The sequence below is a fragment of the Candidatus Rhodoluna planktonica genome, assembly GCF_001854225.1.
GTDB classification, from domain to species: Bacteria; Actinomycetota; Actinomycetes; order Actinomycetales; family Microbacteriaceae; genus Rhodoluna; species Rhodoluna planktonica.
Map to the genome: position 1 here is coordinate 871201 of NZ_CP015208.1, position 21749 is coordinate 892949.

Here is a 21749-nt window from a genome sequence, read left to right on the forward strand (position 1 = left end):
AGCCTATTCGTAGAGTTCTGGTTCGACATCTAGACCGTAGATCGGCGTTGAACTACTCCAGATAAGTGCAGTTGTAGCCTTCAGAGCGCCGAGCGACTTGGGGTCACCGGCGGTAACCCTGACCTTGTTTCCCAGCAGTTCAACTTCGGCCCCAGAACACTTATAGCCCCGTTTAGTTTGCTTAGGTGACTCGTATTTTCCGAGAATCTCCGTCAAATCACCAAGGATGTATGTAGGTCTGGACTCTGCTTTAGCGGCAAGCAATTCCTTGCGTGTGCAGACACCGGTCATCACAACCGCAGAGTCAATTCCGCTTCTGTTGGCACCCAGGATGTCAGTGTCTAGTCGGTCTCCGATGAAAAGCGTGGCCGAACCCGGAATTCCAAAATGTTCTAGCGCTGTGCCAAAAATAGCCGGTTCAGGTTTACCCGCGACTGTCGGCAATTGCCCGACAGCAGTGTGTATTGCTGAAATCAAAGTGCCGTTGCCGGGCGCCATCCCTTTATCTTGTGGGATAGTCCAATCAGAGTTGGTCGCAAACCATTTGGCACCTTTTTGGATCGCGTAGCTAGCCTCAGCCAACATGTGCCAGGCAACATCAGGTGAAAATCCCTGAATTACCGCTGCCGGCATTTCGTCAACCGTTGAAACGACTTCGAACCCGGCTTTGGTCACTTGATCTCTCAAACCTTCGCCGCCGACCACCAGGACTCGAGATCCTGCCGGCATTGACTTGGATAGCAACTCAGCTCCGGTGCGGGCAGAGCTGATGATGCTGCTGGGGTCTACTGGTAAACCAAATTCAGCTAGCTGCGCCGCAATCGTTTCTGGTTTTCTCGACGAATTATTGGTGACAAAACCAACCGGAATACCTGACCGCTGAAGCGAAACAATAGAGTCAACCGCACCATCAATGGCACGTTTACCCTCATAGATAACGCCGTCGAGGTCAGCTAGGAAAAGTTGGTAGGAAGAGCGAAAATTAGTCACGTTTGCCTCGCTTCGGTGATTCTCCGGAGCCAAAATCGCGGTTTCGACTGCCTTCGCGAGGCCTTCTCGGCGCCGAGCTTGATCTCGAAGACGAGGATTCCGAAGAGTCACGAGTGCTCGATGATGAATCTCGGTTGTAAGGACGATCACCATCACGACGAACCGGACGATCACCATCACGACGAACCGGACGATCACCATCACGACGAACCGGACGATCACCATTACGACTAGTCGACCCGTACCCGGCACGCGACGGGGCCCTTGGCTCGCGTCTATCATCCGAACGGCCCTGATAAGAATCACGGCTGCGCTCGCTAAATTCAGTGCGTTCAGGCAGCACTGGGATTTCGATCTCTTCGATGACTTCAAAAACTTCTTCATCGGGCGCGTATTTGGCCTCGATTGCAGCTTCGGCCCGTTGCGCAAGTTTCAGCCACTGCTTTGCCTCGGCAGTGCGACCCAATATCTCGCAGGTGTCTGAATAGGCGTAGAACAACGAAGCGGAGTAGTCAAAAACTCGCTCGGGATTCAACTCAGGAATCTGAAGCTCTGCTAAAGCGGCCTCGTTCTCACCCAGGTCTAGTCGAGCACCGGACATTGCAATCGCTAAATTAACCCGAACATCTGGCGAAAGTGAAGAACGATCAACCGCACGTCCGAGTTCGAGGGCCTTCTTGGGTCTACCCAAACCGCGTTCAGAGTCGACCATGATTGGCAACTGGTCGTTCGAGCCAGAAATACGCCTAAATGTGGTTAGTTCCCTAAGCGCTAAAGCGTAATCACCAACGGCATAGGCAGTTACTCCTACAGTTTCACGCACTATCGCGATACGTCCAGCACGCTCAGCGGCAGCCATAGCATGGCGATGTGCCAACTCTGGATCCTGGTCTGCCAAAATGGAAACCATCGCTAGATGGCGCGCCACGCGTTCAGCGTTTTCGGCGCTCAAAGTTTTCAATTGAACTCGAATACCGAGTTCTAGATCCTTTTCGGTAATTTCCTCAGGAATTGGCGGGCTCTTTGGCTTATTTGGATCAATTGGTCGCGCAACCCGCTGTTGCCAGGCGGGACGTTCGTAATTCTGTTGTTCAGCACGTCCGCTGGCAGAATTCTCGCGGTTGTCGCGGCCACCTCGGCCTTGACCCGAACCGGCATTACCGCCACGGCCGATTCCTCGACCAAACCTATCGCCAGGGGCCTGTCGCTTATTTGAATCATCCGAACTGCGACGTTGTCCAAACGAACGAGCTGAACCATCTCGACCGGAAAAATCACGATTTTCGCGTCCAGAATTTCTTTCGTTCATCAAATCTCCTTGGGCTTAAAGCAAAATGGCCACCTCAAAGAGGTGGCCATTTTGTAAATTAAGTCCGGCGGTGTCCTACTCTCCCACAAGGTCACCCTTGCAGTACCATCGGCGCAGGAGGTCTTAGCTTCTGGGTTCGGAATGTAACCAGGCGTTTCCCCTCCGCTATGGCCGCCGAAACACTATTGAGTTATGTTTCATTGACACACAGTGAGTGTGTTTTTTGGGTTCCCATACCTCGGGAACCACATAGTGGACGCAAGCAAAAAGTTATCAAGTTATCGGGCTATTAGTACCGGTCAGCTCCATGGGTCTTTAGTCCCCACTTCCACATCCGGCCTATCAACGCAGTAGTCTAGCTGCGGCCCTCTCGACATAAGTCATGGAATTCTCATCTTGAGGTTAGCTTCCCGCTTAGATGCTTTCAGCGGTTATCTATTCCAAACGTAGCTAATCAGCGGTGCTCTTGGCAGAACAACTGACACACCAGAGGTTTGTCCATCCCGGTCCTCTCGTACTAGGGACAGGTCCTCTCAAAATTCCTGCGCGCGCAGAGGATAGAGACCGAACTGTCTCACGACGTTCTAAACCCAGCTCGCGTGCCGCTTTAATGGGCGAACAGCCCAACCCTTGGGACCTACTCCAGCCCCAGGATGCGACGAGCCGACATCGAGGTGCCAAACCATGCCGTCGATATGGACTCTTGGGCAAGATCAGCCTGTTATCCCCGAGGTACCTTTTATCCGTTGAGCGACAGCGCTTCCACAAGCCACTGCCGGATCACTAGTCCCGACTTTCGTCCCTGCTCGACTTGTCAGTCTCACAGTCAAGCTCCCTTGTGCACTTACACTCGACACCTGATTACCAACCAGGTTGAGGGAACCTTTGGGCGCCTCCGTTACTTTTTGGGAGGCAACCGCCCCAGTTAAACTACCCATCAGGCACTGTCCCAGAACCGGATCACGGTTCGTGGTTAGATAACCAGAGTTAGCAGAGTGGTATTTCAACAATGACTCCACCTGAACTGGCGTCCAAGCTTCAAAGTCTCCCACCTATCCTACACAACTAACGCCGATCACCAATACCAAACTATAGTAAAGGTCACGGGGTCTTTTCGTCCTTCTGCGCGTAACGAGCATCTTTACTCGTAATGCAATTTCGCCGAGTTCACGGTTGAGACAGCTGGGAAGTCGTTACGCCATTCGTGCAGGTCGGAACTTACCCGACAAGGAATTTCGCTACCTTAGGATGGTTATAGTTACCACCGCCGTTTACTGGGGCTTAAATTCTCAGCTTCGCATTGCTGCTAACCGTTCCTCTTAACCTTCCAGCACCGGGCAGGCGTCAGTCCGTATACATCGTTTTGCAACTTCGCACGGACCTGTGTTTTTAGTAAACAGTCGCTTCCCACTGGTCTCTGCGGCCTTACAGCGCTTCATTAGCAAGTAATTACACGCCTCAGGCCCCCCTTCTCCCGAAGTTACGGGGGCATTTTGCCGAGTTCCTTAACCGTGATTCTCTCGATATCCTTAGTATTCTCTACCTGACCACCTGAGTCGGTTTGGGGTACGGGCAGCTAGAACCTCACGTCGATGCTTTTCTTGGCAGCATAGGATCACCCACTTCGACCTTGCGGTCTCACCATCAGATCTCAGCCTTAATGAGAGACGGATTTGCCTATCTCTCGGCTTACTTCCTTAGACGGGGACAACCATCGCCCCGCGGAGGCTACCTTCCTGCGTCACACCTGTTAATACGTTAACCGCACAAGCATAGGTTCGTGATCTACACCAATAATCGGCCCGAAGGCTTCAAAATGGCTTTGAGCACTTAGCATTACTTGATTAGTTTGGGCGGTTCTTCGCCGGTACGGGAATGTCAACCCGTTGTCCATCGACTACGCCTGTCGGCCTCGCCTTAGGTCCCGACTTACCCAGGGCGGATTAACCTGGCCCTGGAACCCTTGGTCTTTCGGACTGGGAGTTTCTCACTCCCATTTCGCTACTCATGCCTGAATTCTCACTCGTGTGGCGTCCACAACTGGATTACTCCGCTGCTTCACTCGCCACACGACGCTCTCCTACCCATCTGTACACCTGGGCCTTGCGGCCGGGCTTTATACAAATGCTACAACTTCGGTGGTGTGCTTGAGCCCCGTTACATTGTCGGCGCGGAATCACTTGACCAGTGAGCTATTACGCACTCTTTCAAGGGTGGCTGCTTCTAAGCCAACCTCCTGGTTGTCTATGCAATCCCACATCCTTTTCCACTTAGCACACGCTTTGGGACCTTAGTTGGTAGTCTGGGTTGTTTCCCTCTCGACTATGAAGCTTATCCCCCACAGTCTCACTGCTGCGCTCTCACTTACTGGCATTCGGAGTTTGGCTGACGTCAGTAACCTTGTAGGGCCCATCGGCCATCCAGTAGCTCTACCTCCAGTAAGAAACACGCAACGCTGCACCTAAATGCATTTCGGAGAGAACCAGCTATCACGAAGTTTGATTGGCCTTTCACCCCTACCCACAGCTCATCCCCTCCATTTTCAACTGAAGTGGGTTCGGTCCTCCACGACGTCTTACCGTCGCTTCAACCTGGCCATGGGTAGATCACTTCGCTTCGGGTCTAGGACATGCGACTGAATCGCCCTATTCAGACTCGCTTTCGCTACGGCTTCCCCACTCGGGTTAACCTCGCCACATATCACTAACTCTCAGGCTCATTCTTCAAAAGGCACGCTGTCACCAGAACAAGCTGGCTCCAACGGTTTGTAAGCATACGGTTTCAGGTACTATTTCACTCCCCTCCCGGGGTACTTTTCACCTTTCCCTCACGGTACTTGTCCGCTATCGGTCATTAGGTAGTATTTAGGCTTATCAGGTGGTCCTGACAGATTCGCACAGAATTTCACGGGTTCCGTACTACTTGGGATCCTTCTCCAGCGTCCACAACGTTTCGACTACAGGGTTGGCACCTTCTGTGACTGGCCTTTCAAGACCATTCGTCTACATTGCTTTCTACTGTTGCTGTTCGGCAGAACAACTGAAAAGTCCCGCAACCCCGATCATGCAACGCCTGCCGGCTATCACACATGACCGGTTTAGCCTCTTCCGCGTTCGCTCGCCACTACTAACGGAATCACTTTTTGTTTTCTCTTCCTGTGGGTACTGAGATGTTTCACTTCCCCACGTTCCCTTTACCTGTCCTATATATTCAGACAGGAATAACTGGATCGAGTCCAGCTGGGTTTCCCCATTCGGAAATCCTCGGATCGAAGTCCGCTTATCGACTCCCCGAGGCTTATCGCAGATTGCTACGTCCTTCTTCGGCTCCTAATGCCAAGGCATCCACCGTATGCTCTTAAGAACTTGATATCTAAGAGATCACTAGAACTTGTCTAGAGATCAATTTTGTTTTTAAGATGCTCGCGTCCACTATGTAGTTCTCAAAGTACGGGTGGTACCACTCCAGAGACTAGGCCTGGCGCTTGTAGGCGCTGGTTCACTAGCTTGTGTGGTCCAGTCCGCTGCTTTCATGAATAAATCAATCAAACAATCGGTCTTGAAGGTCGGTCACCCGATCCTTCAGGACCCAACAGTGTGCAAAAGTAGTTTGATAAACCGCTCGTTCCAAGTCAAAGACCGTACTAGAGCAGAGTATTTCGGCTGCTTACAATTCGATGTTCCACCCTTGAGCAAACCAGTGAAGAACATTCGTCTTCAATCTGGCTCTCTGTAGCGACCGAAGTCACTATAGAAGCTCCTTAGAAAGGAGGTGATCCAGCCGCACCTTCCGGTACGGCTACCTTGTTACGACTTAGTCCCAATCACCGATCCCACCTTCGACGGCTCCTTCCTTACGGTTAGGCCACCGGCTTCGGGTGTTACCGACTTTCGTGACTTGACGGGCGGTGTGTACAAGGCCCGGGAACGTATTCACCGTAGCGTTGCTGATCTACGATTACTAGCGACTCCGACTTCATGGGGTCGAGTTGCAGACCCCAATCCGAACTGAGACCGGCTTTATGGGATTCGCTCCACCTTGCGGTATTGCAGCCCTTTGTACCGGCCATTGTAGCATGCGTGAAGCCCAAGACATAAGGGGCATGATGATTTGACGTCATCCCCACCTTCCTCCGAGTTGACCCCGGCAGTCTTCCATGAGTCCCCACCTTTACGTGCTGGCAACATAGAACGAGGGTTGCGCTCGTTGCGGGACTTAACCCAACATCTCACGACACGAGCTGACGACAACCATGCACCACCTGTATAGAGACCTTGCGGGGAGCGTATTTCTACGCTTTTCCTCTATATGTCAAGCCTTGGTAAGGTTCTTCGCGTTGCATCGAATTAATCCGCATGCTCCGCCGCTTGTGCGGGCCCCCGTCAATTCCTTTGAGTTTTAGTCTTGCGACCGTACTCCCCAGGCGGGGTGCTTAATGTGTTAACTTCGTCACAGACCACGTGGAATGTGGCCCACAACTAGCACCCACCGTTTACGGCGTGGACTACCAGGGTATCTAATCCTGTTCGCTCCCCACGCTTTCGCTCCTCAGCGTCAGTTACGGCCCAGAGAAGTGCCTTCGCCATCGGTGTTCCTCCTGATATCTGCGCATTCCACCGCTACACCAGGAATTCCCTTCTCCCCTACCGCACTCTAGTCTGCCCGTACCCACTGCAGGTCCGAAGTTGAGCTTCGGATTTTCACAGCAGACGCGACAAACCGCCTACGAGCTCTTTACGCCCAATAATTCCGGACAACGCTTGCACCCTACGTATTACCGCGGCTGCTGGCACGTAGTTAGCCGGTGCTTTTTCTGCAGGTACCGTCACTTTCGCTTCTTCCCTGCTAAAAGAGGTTTACAACCCGAAGGCCTTCATCCCTCACGCGGCGTTGCTGCATCAGGCTTTCGCCCATTGTGCAATATTCCCCACTGCTGCCTCCCGTAGGAGTCTGGACCGTGTCTCAGTTCCAGTGTGGCCGGTCACCCTCTCAGGCCGGCTACCCGTCGTCGCCTTGGTGAGCCATTACCTCACCAACTAGCTGATAGGCCGCGAGCTCATCCTTGACCGAAATTCTTTCCAGACCCAAAGATGCCTTCAGGTCTCGTATCCGGTATTAGCTACAGTTTCCCGCAGTTATCCCAGAGTCAAGGGCAGATTGCTCACGTGTTACTCACCCGTTCGCCACTAATCCACCGGAGCAAGCTCCAGCTTCATCGTTCGACTTGCATGTGTTAAGCACGCCGCCAGCGTTCGTCCTGAGCCAGGATCAAACTCTCCGTAAAAAATGTTTTCGAGACAAGCTCGAAGTTTTACGAAAGCGCCGGAAAATTGGCGCCTCAGCTTGATCTGACTAAATCAGAATGTCATCTGACAATCTGTCTAATCCAATTTTTTTGTTACTGAATTGCTTCAGCAACAAATTTGTTGGCATCGACATTGTGCACACTGTTGAGTTCTCAAGGATCAGATGCATCTGGGAGTCTGTCTCGCGACTCGCCTCCAGAGCAACTTCACAAACTTACCACGAAACTGTTTCTTGTCAAATCTGACACGAACTTTTTTTCTTGGAAGAAGTTCATCCTAAACGTCAGAGCGCAAGCCTGCAAGAGGCTTTTTGCCTGAGATTAGGATTTGTTGCACTTGAGCCGGTGATCTCTGCGGATCTTCCAAACTTTGGGCAACGAATAGATACATTACGGACAGATAACGGACTTGTCAAATCGAAAGTCGATATTCATTCGGAATTTTTCTAAAGTCTTGATTTATAGGGGTTTTAGTGGTGGTCTAGCCGACGATTAAGCCAGCTAAAGTCTTTTTTCCACGACGCAGGATTGCGTATTTTTGGTGAAAAAGTTCGTTCAGGACTGCATTTTCGTCAGTCACTTTTGCGTTATTCAAGTAGACGCCACCCTCAGCAATAGCGCGCCGGCCAGCGCTGAGGCTTGAAACTAAGCCAGTGTCAACCAGCAACTGCGCGATTGAGACACCCAATTGAGTGTTGCTCCTCGGTAATTCGCCTAAAGCTGCACCCAGAGTTTGCTCATCCAGGGTAGCTAGATCGCCTTGACCAAACAGCGCTGCCGAAGCCGCAATGGCTGCCTCGACTGCCGCTACGGAGTGCACCAGAGCGGTTACCTCATATGCCAAACGTTTTTGAGCGGCCCGAAGATGCGGCGCTGACTCGGTTTGAGCCGCCAAGTCTTCGATTTCTGCCCTGGTCAAAAATGTGAAGACCTTGAGTCGATCGATAACGTCGGCATCATCGACATTCAGCCAAAACTGATAAAACGCGTATGGGCTAGTTAGTTCTTCATCTAGCCAAACCGCGTTGCCCTCTGATTTGCCAAACTTTTTGCCGTCTTTGTTCGTGATCAGCGGCGTAGCCATGGCGTGGGCACTTTTACCCTCGACTTTGTGAATAAGGTCAGTACCGCTAGTCAGATTGCCCCACTGGTCTGATCCCCCGGTCTGCAGCAAGCAATCGTACTGTCGGAAAAGTTCGAGGAAATCGTAACCCTGCAAAATTTGGTAGCTGAATTCGGTGTAGCTGATCCCGTGCTCCGAATTGAGCCTTGCTGAGACCGCATCTTTAGCCAGCATCTTTCCTACTCGGAAGTGCTTGCCAATTTCACGAAGAAAATCAATCGCGCTGAGCGGTGCAGTCCAATCAAGGTTGTTCACCAAGCGGGCAGCGTTTTCACCCTCAAAAGACAAAAACCTAGAAGCCTGGCGGCCAAGGCGCTCGACCCACTCGGAAACAGTCTCTTTAGTGTTCAGGGTTCGCTCTGAGGTTGGTCGCGGGTCACCAATCAACCCGGTTGAGCCTCCGATTAGAGCCAGCGGTTTGTGCCCAGCAAGCTGAAGTCGGCGCAGCGTGAGCAATTGCACTAGGTTGCCCAGGTGAAGACTTGGGGCAGTTGGATCGAAACCGCAGTAGTAGGTGATCGGGCCAGAGTTGAGTGTTTTGCGAAGTTCTTCCTCGTCGGTGGAAATCGCAACCAAGCCTCGCCACTTCAACTCATCGAGGAGATCGGCAAAAGACGGGTCGTTTGATTGCCCCCGCAAATATTCAACAGTTGCCATTTTTAGTTACCTCGCTTTGGAGCAATTTTTCTCAAGGTCGCTATCTGATCGAGAACTCGAGGCAGTGCTGTACCACCGGCACCGGCACGCGCTTTGATAGAACCCCCAACGGTTAAGACATCTCGAACTTCCGGAGTAAGCAGAGGCGATATTGCAGCCATGTCAGCATCCGGGACCTCGTGCAAGTCGAGTGAATTCTTCTCACAGAACGAAACCAGGGCCCCGGTAATCTCGTGGGCATCGCGGAAAGGAACTTTTTGTTTCACTAGCCATTCGGCAACATCGGTCGCCAACGAGAACCCAGCTGGTGCCAGATGCTCGAGTCGGTCGCGGTTGAAAGTGAGCGTAGCGACCATTCCGGTGAAAGCTGGAAGCAGTACGGTCAGAGTGTCTACCATGTCGAAAACAGGCTCTTTGTCTTCTTGCAGGTCGCGATTGTAGGCCAGCGGTAGGCCTTTCAAAGTGGCCAAGAGGCCAGTCAGGTCACCAATCAATCGACCGCTTTTACCGCGGGCCAATTCGGCGATGTCTGGGTTTTTCTTTTGCGGCATGATTGACGAACCGGTCGAGTAGGAATCATGAAGCCGGACATAGTTAAACTCGGCACTCGCCCAGATGATGATCTCTTCGGCAAAACGGGAGAGATTGATTCCGATCATGGTTGCGATGAATGCAAACTCGGCCACCACGTCTCGGCTGGCTGTTGCATCAATCGAGTTTTGCGTTGGAGCCACGAAACCAAGTTCTCGGGCCACCAAGTTTGGATCTAGCCCAAGCGTGTTCCCGGCCAAAGCACCCGCACCATAAGGGGACAATGAGGCCCGGCGTCGCCAATCGGCAAAACGCTCTAGATCTCGCACTAGCGGCCAGGCATGGGCCAGCAAGTGGTGCGATAACAAAACCGGTTGGGCATGTTGAAAATGAGTTCGACCGGGCATGGCGACACCGAGGTGTTCTTCAGCTGCGGAGACTAGAACTTCAACCAAATCAAGCACCTGGTTTTCAATGGTCTGCGATGAATCAAGCAGATAGCTGCGAATCAGTGTGGCAATTTGATCGTTTCGGCTTCGACCGGCTCGAACTTTGCCACCCAATTCAGGTCCGGCGATTTCGATTAACCCGCGCTCTAGCGCCGAGTGGACATCCTCGTCTGATTCTTTAGCCTGAAACGACCCCGAAATGACGCGGTTATTTAGCTCAACCAGGCTTCGATCGAGTTTTTCGAGTTCAGCGACAGTGAGGTACCCGGCAGACTGCAAAGCCTTGATGTGTGCCCTGGTTCCGGCGATGTCGTAGCTGGCTAGACGCCAATCAAAATGAACCGATCGAGACAGAGCCGCAAGCGAGTCAGCCGGACCGCCATCAAAGCGTGAACCCCAGAGTGAATTTGAACCAGACATAAGAGTCAATCTTAGTTTGTCGGGCTACTTACTGATTTGCTTGCGCAGCCAGCCAAACCATTAGGGCCTTTTGAGCATGAAGGCGATTTTCAGCTTCATCCCAAATTACCGACTGTGGACCATCGATTACCTGCTCAGTTACCTCATAGCCGCGGTAGGCCGGAAGGCAGTGCATAAAAATGGCATCGGCTTTGGCCTGAGACATCAGGTCGGCATCAATAGTGAAACCGGCAAAGTCAGCCAATCGCTGCTCTTTCTCGCTTTCCTGCCCCATCGAAATCCAGGTGTCGGTGACCACAACATCCGCGTCTTTCATAGCCAAAGCGGCATCGCCAAACACCGCAACCGAACCACCGGTGGACTCGGCAATTGCCTCAGCGCGTGACACTACGTGGGCGGCCGGTAGGTAACCGGCTGGGCCCGCTACCGAGACATTCATGCCCGCCATGGCACAACCGACCAAGTAGCTGTTTGCCATGTTGTTGCTGGCATCACCCACGTAGGCGATTTTGAGCCCGGCCAAATGCCCCTTGTGTTCTCTGATGGTTAGCAAATCAGCCAAAATCTGACAGGGGTGCCAGTCATCGCTGAGCGAATTGATGACTGGAACCTGTGCGAATTCTGCCATCTGCTCAAGGCCGGATTGCGAATAGGTGCGCCAAACAATTTGTGCGACCTGACGACCCAGCACCCGAGCAGTGTCGGCGACCGATTCTTTTTTACCCATCTGGGATGTTTGGCTGTCGATGATAAGCGGCGCGCCACCCAAATCGGCAACACCAACAGCGAATGAAACTCTGGTGCGAGTTGAGGTCTTGTCGAAAATCAGAGCCACAGTTTTAGGCCCCTCAAATGGACGCTCACGGTATGGGTCGCGCTTTAGCTCAAGCGCTAAATCTAAAATCTGTCGCTGCTCGAGGGGACTGATGTCATCATCTTTCAGAAAATGTCTCATCTTGCTACCTAACTAGGGAAGAACCATGGTGCCGAAACCCGACACCGTAAAAATTTCGAGCAAAATACTGTGCGGAGTGCGTCCGTCGATAACGTGAGCTTTTGGCACTCCCCCTTGAACCGCTTTCAAGCAGGCTTGCATTTTAGGGATCATGCCAGATTCAAGTTTCGGAATCAGATCTTCAAGTTCAGTTGAAGAAATTTCTGACACCATTGAGTCGCGGTTGGGCCAGTCACTGTAAAGGCCGGGCACATCGGTGAGAACCATCAGTTTTTCGGCACCCAGCGCGACTGCCAGCGCAGCTGCAGCCAGATCAGCATTAACGTTTAGCAATTCACCGTTGCCGTTCGGTGCAACTGTTGAGATAACTGGAATTCGACCCGCCTCGAGTGCCTCAAAGACAGCCCGCGGGTTCACCTGGGTAACCTCACCGACCAAACCAATATCTACCGGACCGTTTTCATCCTCGACAAGAGTTTTTTCGGCTCTGAAAAGATTGGCATCTTCGCCACTGAGCACGGTTGTGGCAGCACCCGCTGCCGAAATCATGGCAGCAAGTTCAGCTGAAATTTGATTGCGCAAGACGTCTTTTACGACACCGATGGTTTCCTCGGTGGTAACGCGAAAGCCACCGCGAAACTCGCTGTGAATGCCTAACTCACTGAGTCGAGCTGAGATTTGTGGGCCGCCACCGTGCACCACCACAGGTTTGATACCAACCCAGCGCAAGTAGGCCATGTCTTGAGCAAACGCCTGCTGCAGTTGCGCATCGACCATAGCGTTGCCGCCAAATTTGATAACCACGGTCTTGCCGTGAAAAGCCTGCAGCCAAGGCAAGGATTCAATTAGCGTCTTGGCCTTGATTGAGGCCAGTGCGTGATCTTGTTCTTCGATAGGAATCATTAGCTGGAGTATGCGCTGTTCTCGGTGACGTATTCGTGAGTTAAATCGTTGGTGAAGATGGTGGCACTGTGCACGCCTGCATTGAGTGATATTTCGATATCAACTTTTCTCGGCTTGAGATCAACCAACTCTCGAGGCTGATCCGGCTGACCTTTTCGCGAAACTGAAACACCGTTGATTGATACATCGATGTCGTATGGATCAAAAACTGCGTTGGTGGTTCCTACCGCAGCCAAAATTCTGCCCCAGTTAGGGTCGTTGCCGTAGATTGCCGCTTTGAAAAGGTTGTTTCGAGCAACCGAACGACCCACAACGACTGCATCGTGCTCGGTTGCCGCGTTAGTGACTCGAATCGCAATATCGTGGCTGGAACCCTCGGCATCGGTTAGCAGTTGCATTGCCAAGGACTCGCAAACTTTAGTCAGCAGGGCGGTAAATTCAGCCTCCTCTGGGGCTACCCCTGAGGCGCCCGAGGCCATCAAAGTTACCTGGTCATTTGTTGACATACAGCCATCAGAGTCGAGTCGATCGAAAGTTACCTGCGTGGCAGAGCGCAAAGCACGGTCTAGCGTTGAAGAATCTAAAACTGCATCGGTAGTTATAACTACCAGCATGGTAGCCAAACCGGGTGCAAGCATGCCCGCACCTTTGGCCATACCTCCGATGCTGTAGCCGCTAACAGAAACCTCGTAGGCAGTTTTAGATACCGAGTCGGTGGTCATGATTGCCTCAGCGGCCTGCTCGCCCGCGTGGTTGCTGAGCTGACTCACCGCAAGCTCAACACCAGCCAAAACTTTGTCTCGATCTAGCTGCTCACCAATCAAGCCGGTTGAGCAAACCAAAACATCGGATGCCGAGATGGAGAGAAGTTCGGCCGCTTTTTCAGCAGTGGCATGGGTGGTTTGAAATCCTTGCGGCCCGGTGTAGCAGTTTGCGCCACCAGAGTTTAGAACGATTGCAGAAATTTGACCGTCTGCTATAGCCTGCTTACTCCACAGGATGGGATTGGCTTGAGCTCGGTTGCTCGTAAAAACGGCTGCAGCGGCATTCAACGGGCCTTCGTTGAGGACAACAGCCAAATCGGGGTTACCAGATTTTTTCAATCCCGCTCGAACACCGGCTGCACTAAAACCTTTTGCCACTGTAACTGTCATCGCTTTATCTCCGTGTCGGTAAGACCTAAATCTTCAGGTAAGCCAAGTGCAAGATTCATCGACTGGATGGCCGCACCGGCGGTGCCCTTCATCAAGTTATCGATGGCGCAAATGGCGACTAAGCGGCCAGCGTGCTGGTCGACGGCTAACGAAATTAGAGCGTAGTTTTCGCCAATGGTGTCAGCAGTTGAAGGTGACGAACCCGATGGCAGCAGCTTCACAAAGGTTTCGCTGCCGTAGTGCTTCGTAAATGCGTTCTCTAGGTCGGCCAACTGGACGTTTGACTTCAACTTTGCGGTATTGACCGACAAGATTCCTCGCTCAAGTGAGGCTAAAACAGGAGTGAAGGAAATCGATATTTGTTGCTTCGCTGATTTGCTGAGATTTTGCTCGATTTCTGGTGTGTGCCGATGAATGCCACCAACCTGATAGGCATTGGCCGAACCTGTAGGTTCCTTCTCATAAAGCTTTTCGGTAGCACCGCGGCCTGCGCCCGAGGTTCCGACAGTTAGAACACTGACGATGTCATCGGTTTCAACCAGGTCTTCGGCGAGCGCCGGCGCCAAGCCCAATGTAATCGCAGTTACATTACAGCCGGGCACAGCAATTCTTCGCTGGCCAACCAGATTTGCTCGCTGCTTTTCGCCACCGGCAAGTAGCAGTTCCGGCATTCCGTAAGCCCATGTTCCGGCGTGTTCGCCACCGTAAAACTTCTGCCAGTCTTCAGCTGATTCAAGGCGAAAGTCCGCTCCGCAATCAAGCACGAGAGTTTCGTCAGTTAGCCAAGCTGCGACCTCAGCAGATTTGGCATGGGGCAAAGCTAAAAAGACTATGTCGTGTCCCTCGAGACTGGCTGCGTCGGTAGGTGAAAAAACCATCTCGGCGTATTTGGCGATGCCGGGGTGCAAGCTGGACACTTTTTCACCAACTTGGCTACTACCGGTGACGGTTTTTAGTTCTAGCTGCGGATGCAGGGCTATCAGGCGCAGCAGTTCACCGCCGGCATTACCACTGGCACCTGCTACTGCGACCGAATATTTCTGCATTAGGCCCTCAGCACTGCTCCGTATTTTTCGGCCGCTGCCGAAACCGCCTGATCACGGGCAGCTGAAGCTTCGGCCTGAGTAAGGGTTCGGTCGGCCGCACGGAAACGCAGCGCAAAAGTTAGTGACTTCTTATCTGCCGCCACGTTTTCTCCTCGGTAGTCATCGACCAGCGCGATGGATTCGAGTAACTCGCCCGCGGAAGCCCGAATCAATTCGAGCAGTTCAGCGGCCGGCAGGCTGCGGTCAACCAAAAGCGAAAGATCTTGAGTAGCAACCGGCATGACTAGCACCGGTGTCGCAGAGATAACCTCTGGGGCTGCAGCCAGCGCAGCATCCAGGTCAATCTCGAAAGCTGCCACTCGACGCGGTAGGTCGTTTGCCTGGGTTAGCCTCGGATCAACTTCGCCGGCATAGCCAATCGAGATCTGCTGATCTGCTGGGCCGACAAATACTTCGGCTGTTCGACCAGGATGGAACCCCCTGGGCTGCGCTTGAACAAAGTTTGGCTCTAGACCGATAGCCCGCAGGGCAATCTTTACGGCAGCGAGTGCATCACGGTAATCGGCCGCAACAGCGTTGATGCCCAATTGGGCCGGAATACGGTTGCCAGTGAAAACCCCCGCCAAGTGATGAGGCTGGTGAGGAACAGTCGCGTTCAACTGAGCCAACTGATCCTCGCTGGGCAACTGGTTGCCGACCGGAAGCTGATGCTGCTGCACCGCAGCTTTAGGCAAAAAGACGAGGCCCTCTTCAAAAATCGAGAGATCGTTTAGACCGCGTGAGATGTTGCGACGAGCAGCATCGAGCAACCCAGGGAGCAAGCGGGTGCGCATTTCTTTCGCATCTTCTTGAATTGGGTTGGCCAAACTCACGACCCGATCAGTGCCGGATGAGGTGAACCATTGATTTGCCTCAGTTGCAGCAAACGGATAGTTCAAAACCTCGATGTGCCCAGATGCGGCAAGAGTGTTGATGACCCGTCGACGACCAGCCTGATTTTTAGTTAGCCCGCGACCCGGAGGTGCTACCGGCAGGCGGCTTGGAATTTGGTCGTATCCGATGATTCGAGCTATTTCTTCGACCAGGTCGGTTTTGTGTGTTAGGTCTGGTCGCCAAGACGGCGGGATGACCTCAAAGCCATCGCTGACATGAGCAACCACACAGCCGATTTCGTTGAGTGTTTCAACGATTTGCTCTGCGGTGTAAGTGACGCCAACAAGCTCGGTGGCGAACTCGGCAGGTAACCAAATTGGCGAGACAGTAATTTCACCGGTGAAGTCGGCACCCAGTGATTCTGCCTGTCCCCCGGCGTGGACCTCAAGCAGCTGAATAACCCGAGCCACGGCATATTCGGCAAGACGAGGATCGACGCCACGCTCAAAGCGTTTCGAGGCCTCTGAAGGCAGCTTGTGTCGTCTAGCGCTTCGAGCAATTGAAACCGGATCAAAGCGAGCAGCCTCGATGATTACCCGGGTGGTAGTTTCGCTAACCTCGGTTGATTCGCCACCCATCACACCGGCAATACCGATTGGGCCAGAGTCATCGGTGATGAGTAGGTCTTCTTCGTGGAGAGTTCGTATCTGGCCATCAAGAGTTTTTATCGATTCGCCAGCTCGAGCTCGACGAACAGTAATGCCGCCGCTGAGTTTGTCGAGATCGTAGGCGTGTAGTGGCTGACCGAGCTCTAGCATCACGTAGTTGGTGATGTCTACAGTGAGCGAAATTGAACGCATGCCAGCCAACTTGAGACGTGAAACCATGAAGGCCGGAGTTGGCCTAGTTGGGTCAATACCCGTTACCGCGCGCAGCACAAACCGGTTACAGCCGACTAAACCTCTGATCGGTGCTTGATCATCAATTTTTAGATCAAAACCGGATGCCGATTCAGGGTGCACATTGCCGGTTGGATCGCGAAATTCGGCTTTGGTGGCGTGGGCAAATTCGCGCGCAATTCCTCGAATTGAGAAGCAGTAACCGCGATCAGGGGTAACGTTTACCTCGGCTGCGGTGTCATCCAGGTGAAGAAGCTCAATGGCATCGGTGCCAACTTTAGGATCTAGACCCATCTCGCTAAGGCGGATGATTCCGGCGTGATCGTCGTTTAGACCCAACTCGCGCGCCGAGGCCATCATGCCATCGCTGATGTGCCCGTATGTACTGCGTGCCGCAATAGCAAAATTACCCGGCAAGACAGAGCCCGGCAAACAAACCACTACTTTGTCGCCAACCTCAAAATTACCGGCGCCGCAGACAATACCGCGAACGTCTAGGCCGCCATCGGCAGCGGTTGAACCCTCGGCCGCAACCCGCACCTGACACCATCTGATGGTTTTGCCGTTCGATTGTGGCTCGGCAACGAAATCTAGGACCTGCCCCACTACTACGGGACCGGAAACTTCAAATCGGTGGCTTCCCTCTTCTTCTAGTCCTACTCGGACGAGTTCGGCCATAACCGAATCGGGAGTTGCTGCAGCAGGCAAATCAACATATTCAGCTAACCAGGAAAGTGGAACGCGCATTAGAGAGTCACTCCAAACTGCTTGCTGAAACGCACATCGGCCTCGACCATGTCGTGCATGTCTTTCACGTCATTTCTGAACATCAGGGTTCTTTCGATACCCATGCCAAATGCGAATCCTGAATAAACCTCTGGATCGATTCCGGCCGCCTTAAGAACGTTCGGGTTCACCATTCCGCAACCGCCCCATTCAACCCAACGGGCACCGCCCTTAGCACCCGGGTGCCAGACATCCAATTCGGCGGAAGGCTCGGTGAAAGGGAAAAATGACGGACGCAGACGAATCTGGGCATCCTTGCCAAACATGATTCGAGCGAAGTGCTCAAGCGTGCCGCGAAGATCGGCCATGGTTAGACCCTTGTCGACAGCTAGGCCCTCAACCTGGTGGAAAACCGGTGTGTGAGTGGCATCTAACTCATCGGTGCGGAATACGCGGCCTGGGCAAAGAACGTAGATAGGCACTTCACGGTCAAGCATTGACCGCACCTGAACCGGTGATGTGTGAGTTCGCAAGACCAGGTGTGCGTCGGCCGGCTCAACGAAGAAGGTGTCTTGCATGGCGCGGGCAGGGTGATCAGCATCGAAGTTGAGAGCGTCGAAGTTGAACCACTCATTTTCTACTTCAGGCCCATCGGCAATTTCCCAGCCCATGCCGACAAAAACATCGGAGATTTTTTCTTGAAGAAGCGAAAGCGGATGACGTGCTCCGAGTTGAGTAGCCGAGCCAAACAGCGAAACATCGACAGTTTCGGCAGCAATAAGAGCTTCTTCTTGAGCCTGCGCCAATTCGGTCTCGCGAGCAGCAAATGCGGCGCCAATCTCAGCTCGGGCCTTGCCAAGAAGTGCGCCGGCGGATGCTTTTTGCTCGCTCGGCAAATTCTTTAGCTGGGCATTCAACTTTGCAATTGGTGATTGATCACCAACAACTGCGGGTTTGACTGCCTTCAGTTCTGCAAATGATGCCGCTGACTGAACAGCCGCTAGGGCCTCAGCAAGAGCTGCACTGACATTTTGCTCGGAGATTTCGATGTGGTCTGACATAGGTTTCTAAGTTTACCTTTACGAGTTCTGAGCCATTGCTGTGACGTAAAAACAAACGCTGGCCGCAGTAGCCAAATTAAGCGACTCGGCACGGCCGTAAATTGGCAAAGCAACTTGCCTGTCAGCTAGGTCAAGGGTTTCATCATCGAAACCCCAGGCTTCGTTTCCCATCATCCAGACAGTTGGTTTCCGAAGTTCCACTGAGTCAAGTTCGGTGATTAGATCTCCCCCGGCGGTCGCCGCAAAAACCTGCAGGTCAGCTTGTTTCAAGCTAGCAATGGTTGATGCAAGGTCAGCACCGAGCACCACCGGCAAATGGAAGATGCTCCCGGTAGTCGACCGAACCAACTTGGTGTTGTAGAGGTCAACGCTGTTTTGACTGAAAATAACGGCGTCAGCGCCTGCCGCGTCTGCTGCTCGCAGTACGGTTCCAGCATTTCCCGGGTCGCGCACATTGGCTAGCAGCGCAATCAGTTTGGGCTTTGCAGAGATGACCGAATCGAGTGAGACGTCGAGCTGTCGACAAACAGCCAAAGTACCCTGGGGTGTCGAAGTATCGGAGAGCACTTTCATTACTGATTCGCTAACCAACTGAACCGGCACATCCAGATTTGAAATTAGGTCCTGGTATCGCTCTTGCGCCTCAGCGGTAACAAACACCTCAACCAAAAGTTCGGGCCGCGCTATGGCTTCTTTGAGACCTTGCGGCCCCTCAAGCAGAAAGAGCCCGGTCTCAGACCGGGCATCTTTCTTGTTTAACTTGGCGACCCCGCGAACTTTTGAGCTCTTGGGATCAGTAATCATTTGCTACTTGGCCTTTGGAGCCGAAGTGTCTGCTGGAAGTGCAGCTTTCGCAGTTGCAACCAATGACGCAAAAGTCTTTGGCTCGTTTACGGCTAGTTCAGCCAACATACGACGGTCGACCTCGACGCCAGCCAAAGCAAGACCCTGGATGAAACGGTTGTAGGTCATGCCGTTTAGACGTGCCGCAGCGTTGATTCGCTGGATCCAGAGGCGACGGAAGTCACCCTTGCGGGCACGACGGTCGTTGTAGGCGTATACGAACGAGTGCAGCAACTGCTGCTTTGCCATGCGGTATAGACGTGAACGCTGGCCACGGTAGCCGTGGGCGCGCTCTAGGACCGTGCGACGCTTCTTGTGCGAATTGACCGCGTTTTTTACTCTTGCCATTTGCTATCTCCTAAAAATTCGCGGGCTACTTGCCGAGCTGCTTCTTGATGGTCTTGAAGTCGGCAGCCGAAACTACCTGGTCTTGGTTTAGACGACGAGTGCGGCGGCTTGACTTGTGCTCAAGGTTGTGGCGCATGTTGATTTGCTGCTTCATGAGCTTGCCGCTACCGGTGAAACGGAAACGCTTCTTAGCGCCCGAGTGGGTCTTCTGCTTTGGCATTGCTTTCTCCTGTTTCTACTCAGCGTCCGTTGTGGTTGCTGATTCGCTTTCTGTTGCAGCCTTTTGGGCTGCCTTCTTTGCTTCTGCTTTTGCATCAGCCTTGTTTTTTAGTGGCCCGATAACCATCACCATGTTTCGTCCGTCGATCGAAGGATTCGATTCGATGGCGCCAAACTCGGCAACTTCTTCGGCAAGTTTCTGTAGCAGCTTGATACCCATCTCTGGGCGGGACTGCTCACGTCCGCGGAAAACCACGAGCACGCGTACCTTGTCGCCAGCCTTCAGGAATTTTTCAATCTGACCACGTTTGGTGCCGTAGTCGTGAGCATCAATCTTTAGGCCGAAACGAACGGTCTTTAGAACCGTGTTGACTTGATTTTTTCGTGCTTCACGAACTTTTTGGGCTGCCTCATATTTGAACTTTCCGAAATCCATCAGTTTTGCAACCGGTGGTTTCGACATTGGTGCCACCTCGACTAGATCGAGGTCCTGCTCTTGCGCCATGCGCAAGGCATCTTCAATACGGACAACACCAATCTGCTCTCCGCCTGCTCCGACGAGGCGCACCTCGGGGACGCGGATTCGCTCATTGATACGTGGATCGCTGATCTGTTGCTCCTTTGACGTGACATAAGTGGCCACGTCTAAGACCATTTGGTCGCAACGCGCAGAAACAAAGTTTCAAAGCTAACCCGGAAACCTTTCATGCGGTAAGCGCGGGTGGGAACTGAATCCTCTTCTGACCGAGGCGAACCTCGGAGCCATGGGTTAGCCTAGCAGAAAGAACACAAAAGGAGAAGCCCTCGATCATGGCCGATTTCAAAGATGTAGAAAATGAACTTCGCGACATTGCGGAGGTGCCTGCCGTCGAGGTAATCACTACAACCGCCGTGCACCTGATGAGCGCAGCCGCTGTTCAATGCGGCCTGGGTGAAGATGGCCACAAAGGCGATTTGGATGAGGCCAGAAAACTCATCAACGCTCTTGCCGGCCTAGTTACGGCATCGGCTGCAGAAATTGGTGACCACCACGCCAGACCATTGCGCGATGGCTTGCGCTCACTGCAACTTGCTTTCAGAGAAGCCTCGGCAATCAAGGATGCACCCGGCGCAGGCCCCGGCGAAAAATATACCGGCCCGGTCAACTAGAGCTACGACCGCAACTTGATGGTCATTGAATCGAGAAGATTTGCGATTTCTTCGCTCTTTGCTAAGTTTTCGGCTAGTCGCTTGAGAACTCCGTCGAGTTCGCTTCGACCCAGACCAGGGACAAGTTGAAGCACTAAAATTACTTCTGGCCCGGCCAATTTCGAAAACTCATCCCCGTTTTGCAAGGTGAAGTCGTTTATCTCAGCAATCTGATCGACAGCATCCCGAAATGCCGAAGCAATCCGCTCGCTTTCTGCAGGATGCTGCCAGGGTAGGCCCTGAGCCACGGCGGCAATGGCCGGTCTGCGAATGGCAAATTCAAATTCTGAACCGGGATCCAGCACCACTCGGTTTGTGCCCTCACTTGCCGCCGCCAACATAACTCTCACCGAATCGGTTGGCACAGGCCGAGCTTTAGGGTTCCAAGCCGACATTGTCGCAGCCGAACTAAAAACCGGTAAAACCCGCTGACCGTCTGGTCCTTCGACGGTAACGACGGATAACTCAGCTGACTTGTCAACGGCGTGCCCGTGAGCACCAATTTCAAAATCGCCAATTGCTGCCAAAAGAGGAACTAGTAACCGCGCATCGCGCAATGCATCAACTACAGCGCTGGAGCTGGCAGCTTTGGAGTGAAATCGCTTAAGTGCTGAGAGCAAATTGGGATCAGCTGAGCCGTCGTCATCAGCAAATGGATTGACCTCGAATGAGCGCCCCTGCCACGGAACTCCAGCTGAATCTCTGAGCGGATCAGGGTTTATCAGCGGATTTTCGTGTGATTGCATTTGG

The 21749-nt window shown here is 52.9% G+C and carries 16 protein-coding genes and 3 rRNA genes; 1 reads left to right on the forward strand and 18 read right to left on the reverse strand.

Features of this window, described 5'->3' with window-relative positions; all coding sequences use genetic code 11:
• Nucleotides 1-3 precede the first annotated feature (3 nt).
• From A4Z71_RS04350 to infC, 17 genes are all read right to left on the reverse strand, one after another.
• Nucleotides 4-990 (reverse strand): HAD-IIA family hydrolase, encoded by a 987-nt coding sequence (locus A4Z71_RS04350; RefSeq protein WP_070954711.1) that lies wholly within the window; start codon nt 988-990, stop codon nt 4-6.
• Entirely contained in the window at nt 983-2299 is a 1317-nt protein-coding gene (locus A4Z71_RS07145; RefSeq protein ID WP_070954712.1) for a tetratricopeptide repeat protein, read from the reverse strand. Before A4Z71_RS07145 ends, A4Z71_RS04350 begins: the two co-directional genes overlap by 8 nt.
• A 62-nt stretch (nt 2300-2361) precedes the next feature.
• Nucleotides 2362-2478: ribosomal RNA gene (gene rrf / locus A4Z71_RS04360) — 5S ribosomal RNA — on the reverse strand.
• A gap of 90 nt (nt 2479-2568) precedes the next feature.
• Nucleotides 2569-5670 (reverse strand): 23S ribosomal RNA (locus A4Z71_RS04365).
• A 393-nt stretch (nt 5671-6063) separates the two neighbouring features.
• Nucleotides 6064-7583 (reverse strand): 16S ribosomal RNA (locus A4Z71_RS04370).
• Together the 16S, 23S and 5S rRNA genes form the textbook arrangement of a ribosomal RNA operon.
• 502 nt (nt 7584-8085) lie before the next feature.
• Entirely contained in the window at nt 8086-9384 is a 1299-nt protein-coding gene (tyrS, locus tag A4Z71_RS04375; protein ID WP_070954713.1) for a tyrosine--tRNA ligase, read from the reverse strand.
• Nucleotides 9385-9386: 2 nt separating this feature from the next.
• Nucleotides 9387-10784 carry an argininosuccinate lyase gene (gene argH / locus A4Z71_RS04380; protein ID WP_070954714.1) on the reverse strand — a complete coding sequence of 466 codons (1398 nt, stop codon included), beginning with the start codon at nt 10782-10784 and terminating at the stop codon, nt 9387-9389.
• A gap of 28 nt (nt 10785-10812) precedes the next feature.
• Complete coding sequence (argF, locus tag A4Z71_RS04385) at nt 10813-11739, reverse strand: ornithine carbamoyltransferase (RefSeq protein WP_070954715.1); 927 nt, start codon at nt 11737-11739, stop codon at nt 10813-10815.
• Between the two features lie 12 nt (nt 11740-11751).
• The gene (gene argB / locus A4Z71_RS04390) at nt 11752-12642 is read right to left on the reverse strand and encodes an acetylglutamate kinase (protein WP_070954716.1); all 891 of its coding nucleotides are present in this window, start codon (nt 12640-12642) and stop codon (nt 11752-11754) included.
• Nucleotides 12642-13796: a bifunctional glutamate N-acetyltransferase/amino-acid acetyltransferase ArgJ gene (gene argJ, locus A4Z71_RS04395; protein ID WP_070954717.1), complete on the reverse strand. Its 1155-nt coding sequence runs from the start codon at nt 13794-13796 to the stop codon at nt 12642-12644. The genes argB and argJ overlap by 1 nt, the downstream gene beginning before the upstream one ends.
• Entirely contained in the window at nt 13793-14842 is a 1050-nt protein-coding gene (gene argC, locus A4Z71_RS04400) for an N-acetyl-gamma-glutamyl-phosphate reductase (RefSeq protein WP_070954718.1), read from the reverse strand. The genes argJ and argC overlap by 4 nt, the downstream gene beginning before the upstream one ends.
• Nucleotides 14842-17361, reverse strand: a complete 2520-nt coding sequence (gene pheT / locus A4Z71_RS04405) for a phenylalanine--tRNA ligase subunit beta (protein ID WP_070954719.1) — start codon at nt 17359-17361, stop codon at nt 14842-14844. The genes argC and pheT overlap by 1 nt, the downstream gene beginning before the upstream one ends.
• Nucleotides 17361-18401 carry a phenylalanine--tRNA ligase subunit alpha gene (gene pheS, locus A4Z71_RS04410; protein WP_070954720.1) on the reverse strand — a complete coding sequence of 347 codons (1041 nt, stop codon included), beginning with the start codon at nt 18399-18401 and terminating at the stop codon, nt 17361-17363. The genes pheT and pheS overlap by 1 nt, the downstream gene beginning before the upstream one ends.
• Nucleotides 18402-18419: 18 nt before the next feature.
• On the reverse strand, nt 18420-19205 hold the full coding sequence (locus A4Z71_RS04415; protein WP_070954721.1) for a TrmH family RNA methyltransferase: 786 nt from the start codon (nt 19203-19205) through the stop codon (nt 18420-18422).
• A gap of 3 nt (nt 19206-19208) precedes the next feature.
• A complete protein-coding gene (gene rplT / locus A4Z71_RS04420; RefSeq protein WP_070954722.1) occupies nt 19209-19592 on the reverse strand; it encodes a 50S ribosomal protein L20 in 384 nt (127 codons plus the stop codon).
• A 25-nt stretch (nt 19593-19617) separates the two neighbouring features.
• Nucleotides 19618-19812, reverse strand: coding sequence for a 50S ribosomal protein L35 (rpmI, locus tag A4Z71_RS04425; RefSeq protein WP_070954723.1), 195 nt, complete (start codon nt 19810-19812; stop codon nt 19618-19620).
• 15 nt (nt 19813-19827) lie between these two features.
• Entirely contained in the window at nt 19828-20466 is a 639-nt protein-coding gene (infC, locus tag A4Z71_RS04430; protein ID WP_084028417.1) for a translation initiation factor IF-3, read from the reverse strand.
• Nucleotides 20467-20621: 155 nt separating this feature from the next.
• On the opposite strand from infC, the gene A4Z71_RS04435 reads away from it, so the two are divergent.
• A complete protein-coding gene (locus A4Z71_RS04435) occupies nt 20622-20960 on the forward strand; it encodes a DUF1844 domain-containing protein (protein WP_070954724.1) in 339 nt (112 codons plus the stop codon).
• A gap of 2 nt (nt 20961-20962) precedes the next feature.
• On the opposite strand, the gene A4Z71_RS04440 is transcribed toward A4Z71_RS04435, so the two are convergent.
• The gene (locus tag A4Z71_RS04440; RefSeq protein ID WP_070954725.1) at nt 20963-21745 is read right to left on the reverse strand and encodes an SseB family protein; all 783 of its coding nucleotides are present in this window, start codon (nt 21743-21745) and stop codon (nt 20963-20965) included.
• Nucleotides 21746-21749: the final 4 nt, after the last annotated feature.

Excerpts from the sequence above, each read along its gene's own strand:
- A4Z71_RS07145 (WP_070954712.1), bottom strand. The coding sequence starts at position 2,299 with ATGAACGAAAGAAATTCTGGACGCGAAAATCGTGATTTTTCCGGTCGA.
- tyrS (WP_070954713.1), bottom strand. The coding sequence starts at position 9,384 with ATGGCAACTGTTGAATATTTGCGGGGGCAATCAAACGACCCGTCTTTT.
- argH (WP_070954714.1), bottom strand. The coding sequence starts at position 10,784 with ATGTCTGGTTCAAATTCACTCTGGGGTTCACGCTTTGATGGCGGTCCG.
- argF (WP_070954715.1), bottom strand. The coding sequence starts at position 11,739 with ATGAGACATTTTCTGAAAGATGATGACATCAGTCCCCTCGAGCAGCGA.
- argB (WP_070954716.1), bottom strand. The coding sequence starts at position 12,642 with ATGATTCCTATCGAAGAACAAGATCACGCACTGGCCTCAATCAAGGCC.
- argJ (WP_070954717.1), bottom strand. The coding sequence starts at position 13,796 with ATGACAGTTACAGTGGCAAAAGGTTTTAGTGCAGCCGGTGTTCGAGCG.
- argC (WP_070954718.1), bottom strand. The coding sequence starts at position 14,842 with ATGCAGAAATATTCGGTCGCAGTAGCAGGTGCCAGTGGTAATGCCGGC.
- pheT (WP_070954719.1), bottom strand. The coding sequence starts at position 17,361 with ATGCGCGTTCCACTTTCCTGGTTAGCTGAATATGTTGATTTGCCTGCT.
- pheS (WP_070954720.1), bottom strand. The coding sequence starts at position 18,401 with ATGTCAGACCACATCGAAATCTCCGAGCAAAATGTCAGTGCAGCTCTT.
- A4Z71_RS04415 (WP_070954721.1), bottom strand. The coding sequence starts at position 19,205 with ATGATTACTGATCCCAAGAGCTCAAAAGTTCGCGGGGTCGCCAAGTTA.
- rplT (WP_070954722.1), bottom strand. The coding sequence starts at position 19,592 with ATGGCAAGAGTAAAAAACGCGGTCAATTCGCACAAGAAGCGTCGCACG.
- rpmI (WP_070954723.1), bottom strand. The coding sequence starts at position 19,812 with ATGCCAAAGCAGAAGACCCACTCGGGCGCTAAGAAGCGTTTCCGTTTC.
- infC (WP_084028417.1), bottom strand. The coding sequence starts at position 20,466 with ATGGTCTTAGACGTGGCCACTTATGTCACGTCAAAGGAGCAACAGATC.
- A4Z71_RS04435 (WP_070954724.1), top strand. The coding sequence starts at position 20,622 with ATGGCCGATTTCAAAGATGTAGAAAATGAACTTCGCGACATTGCGGAG.
- A4Z71_RS04440 (WP_070954725.1), bottom strand. The coding sequence starts at position 21,745 with ATGCAATCACACGAAAATCCGCTGATAAACCCTGATCCGCTCAGAGAT.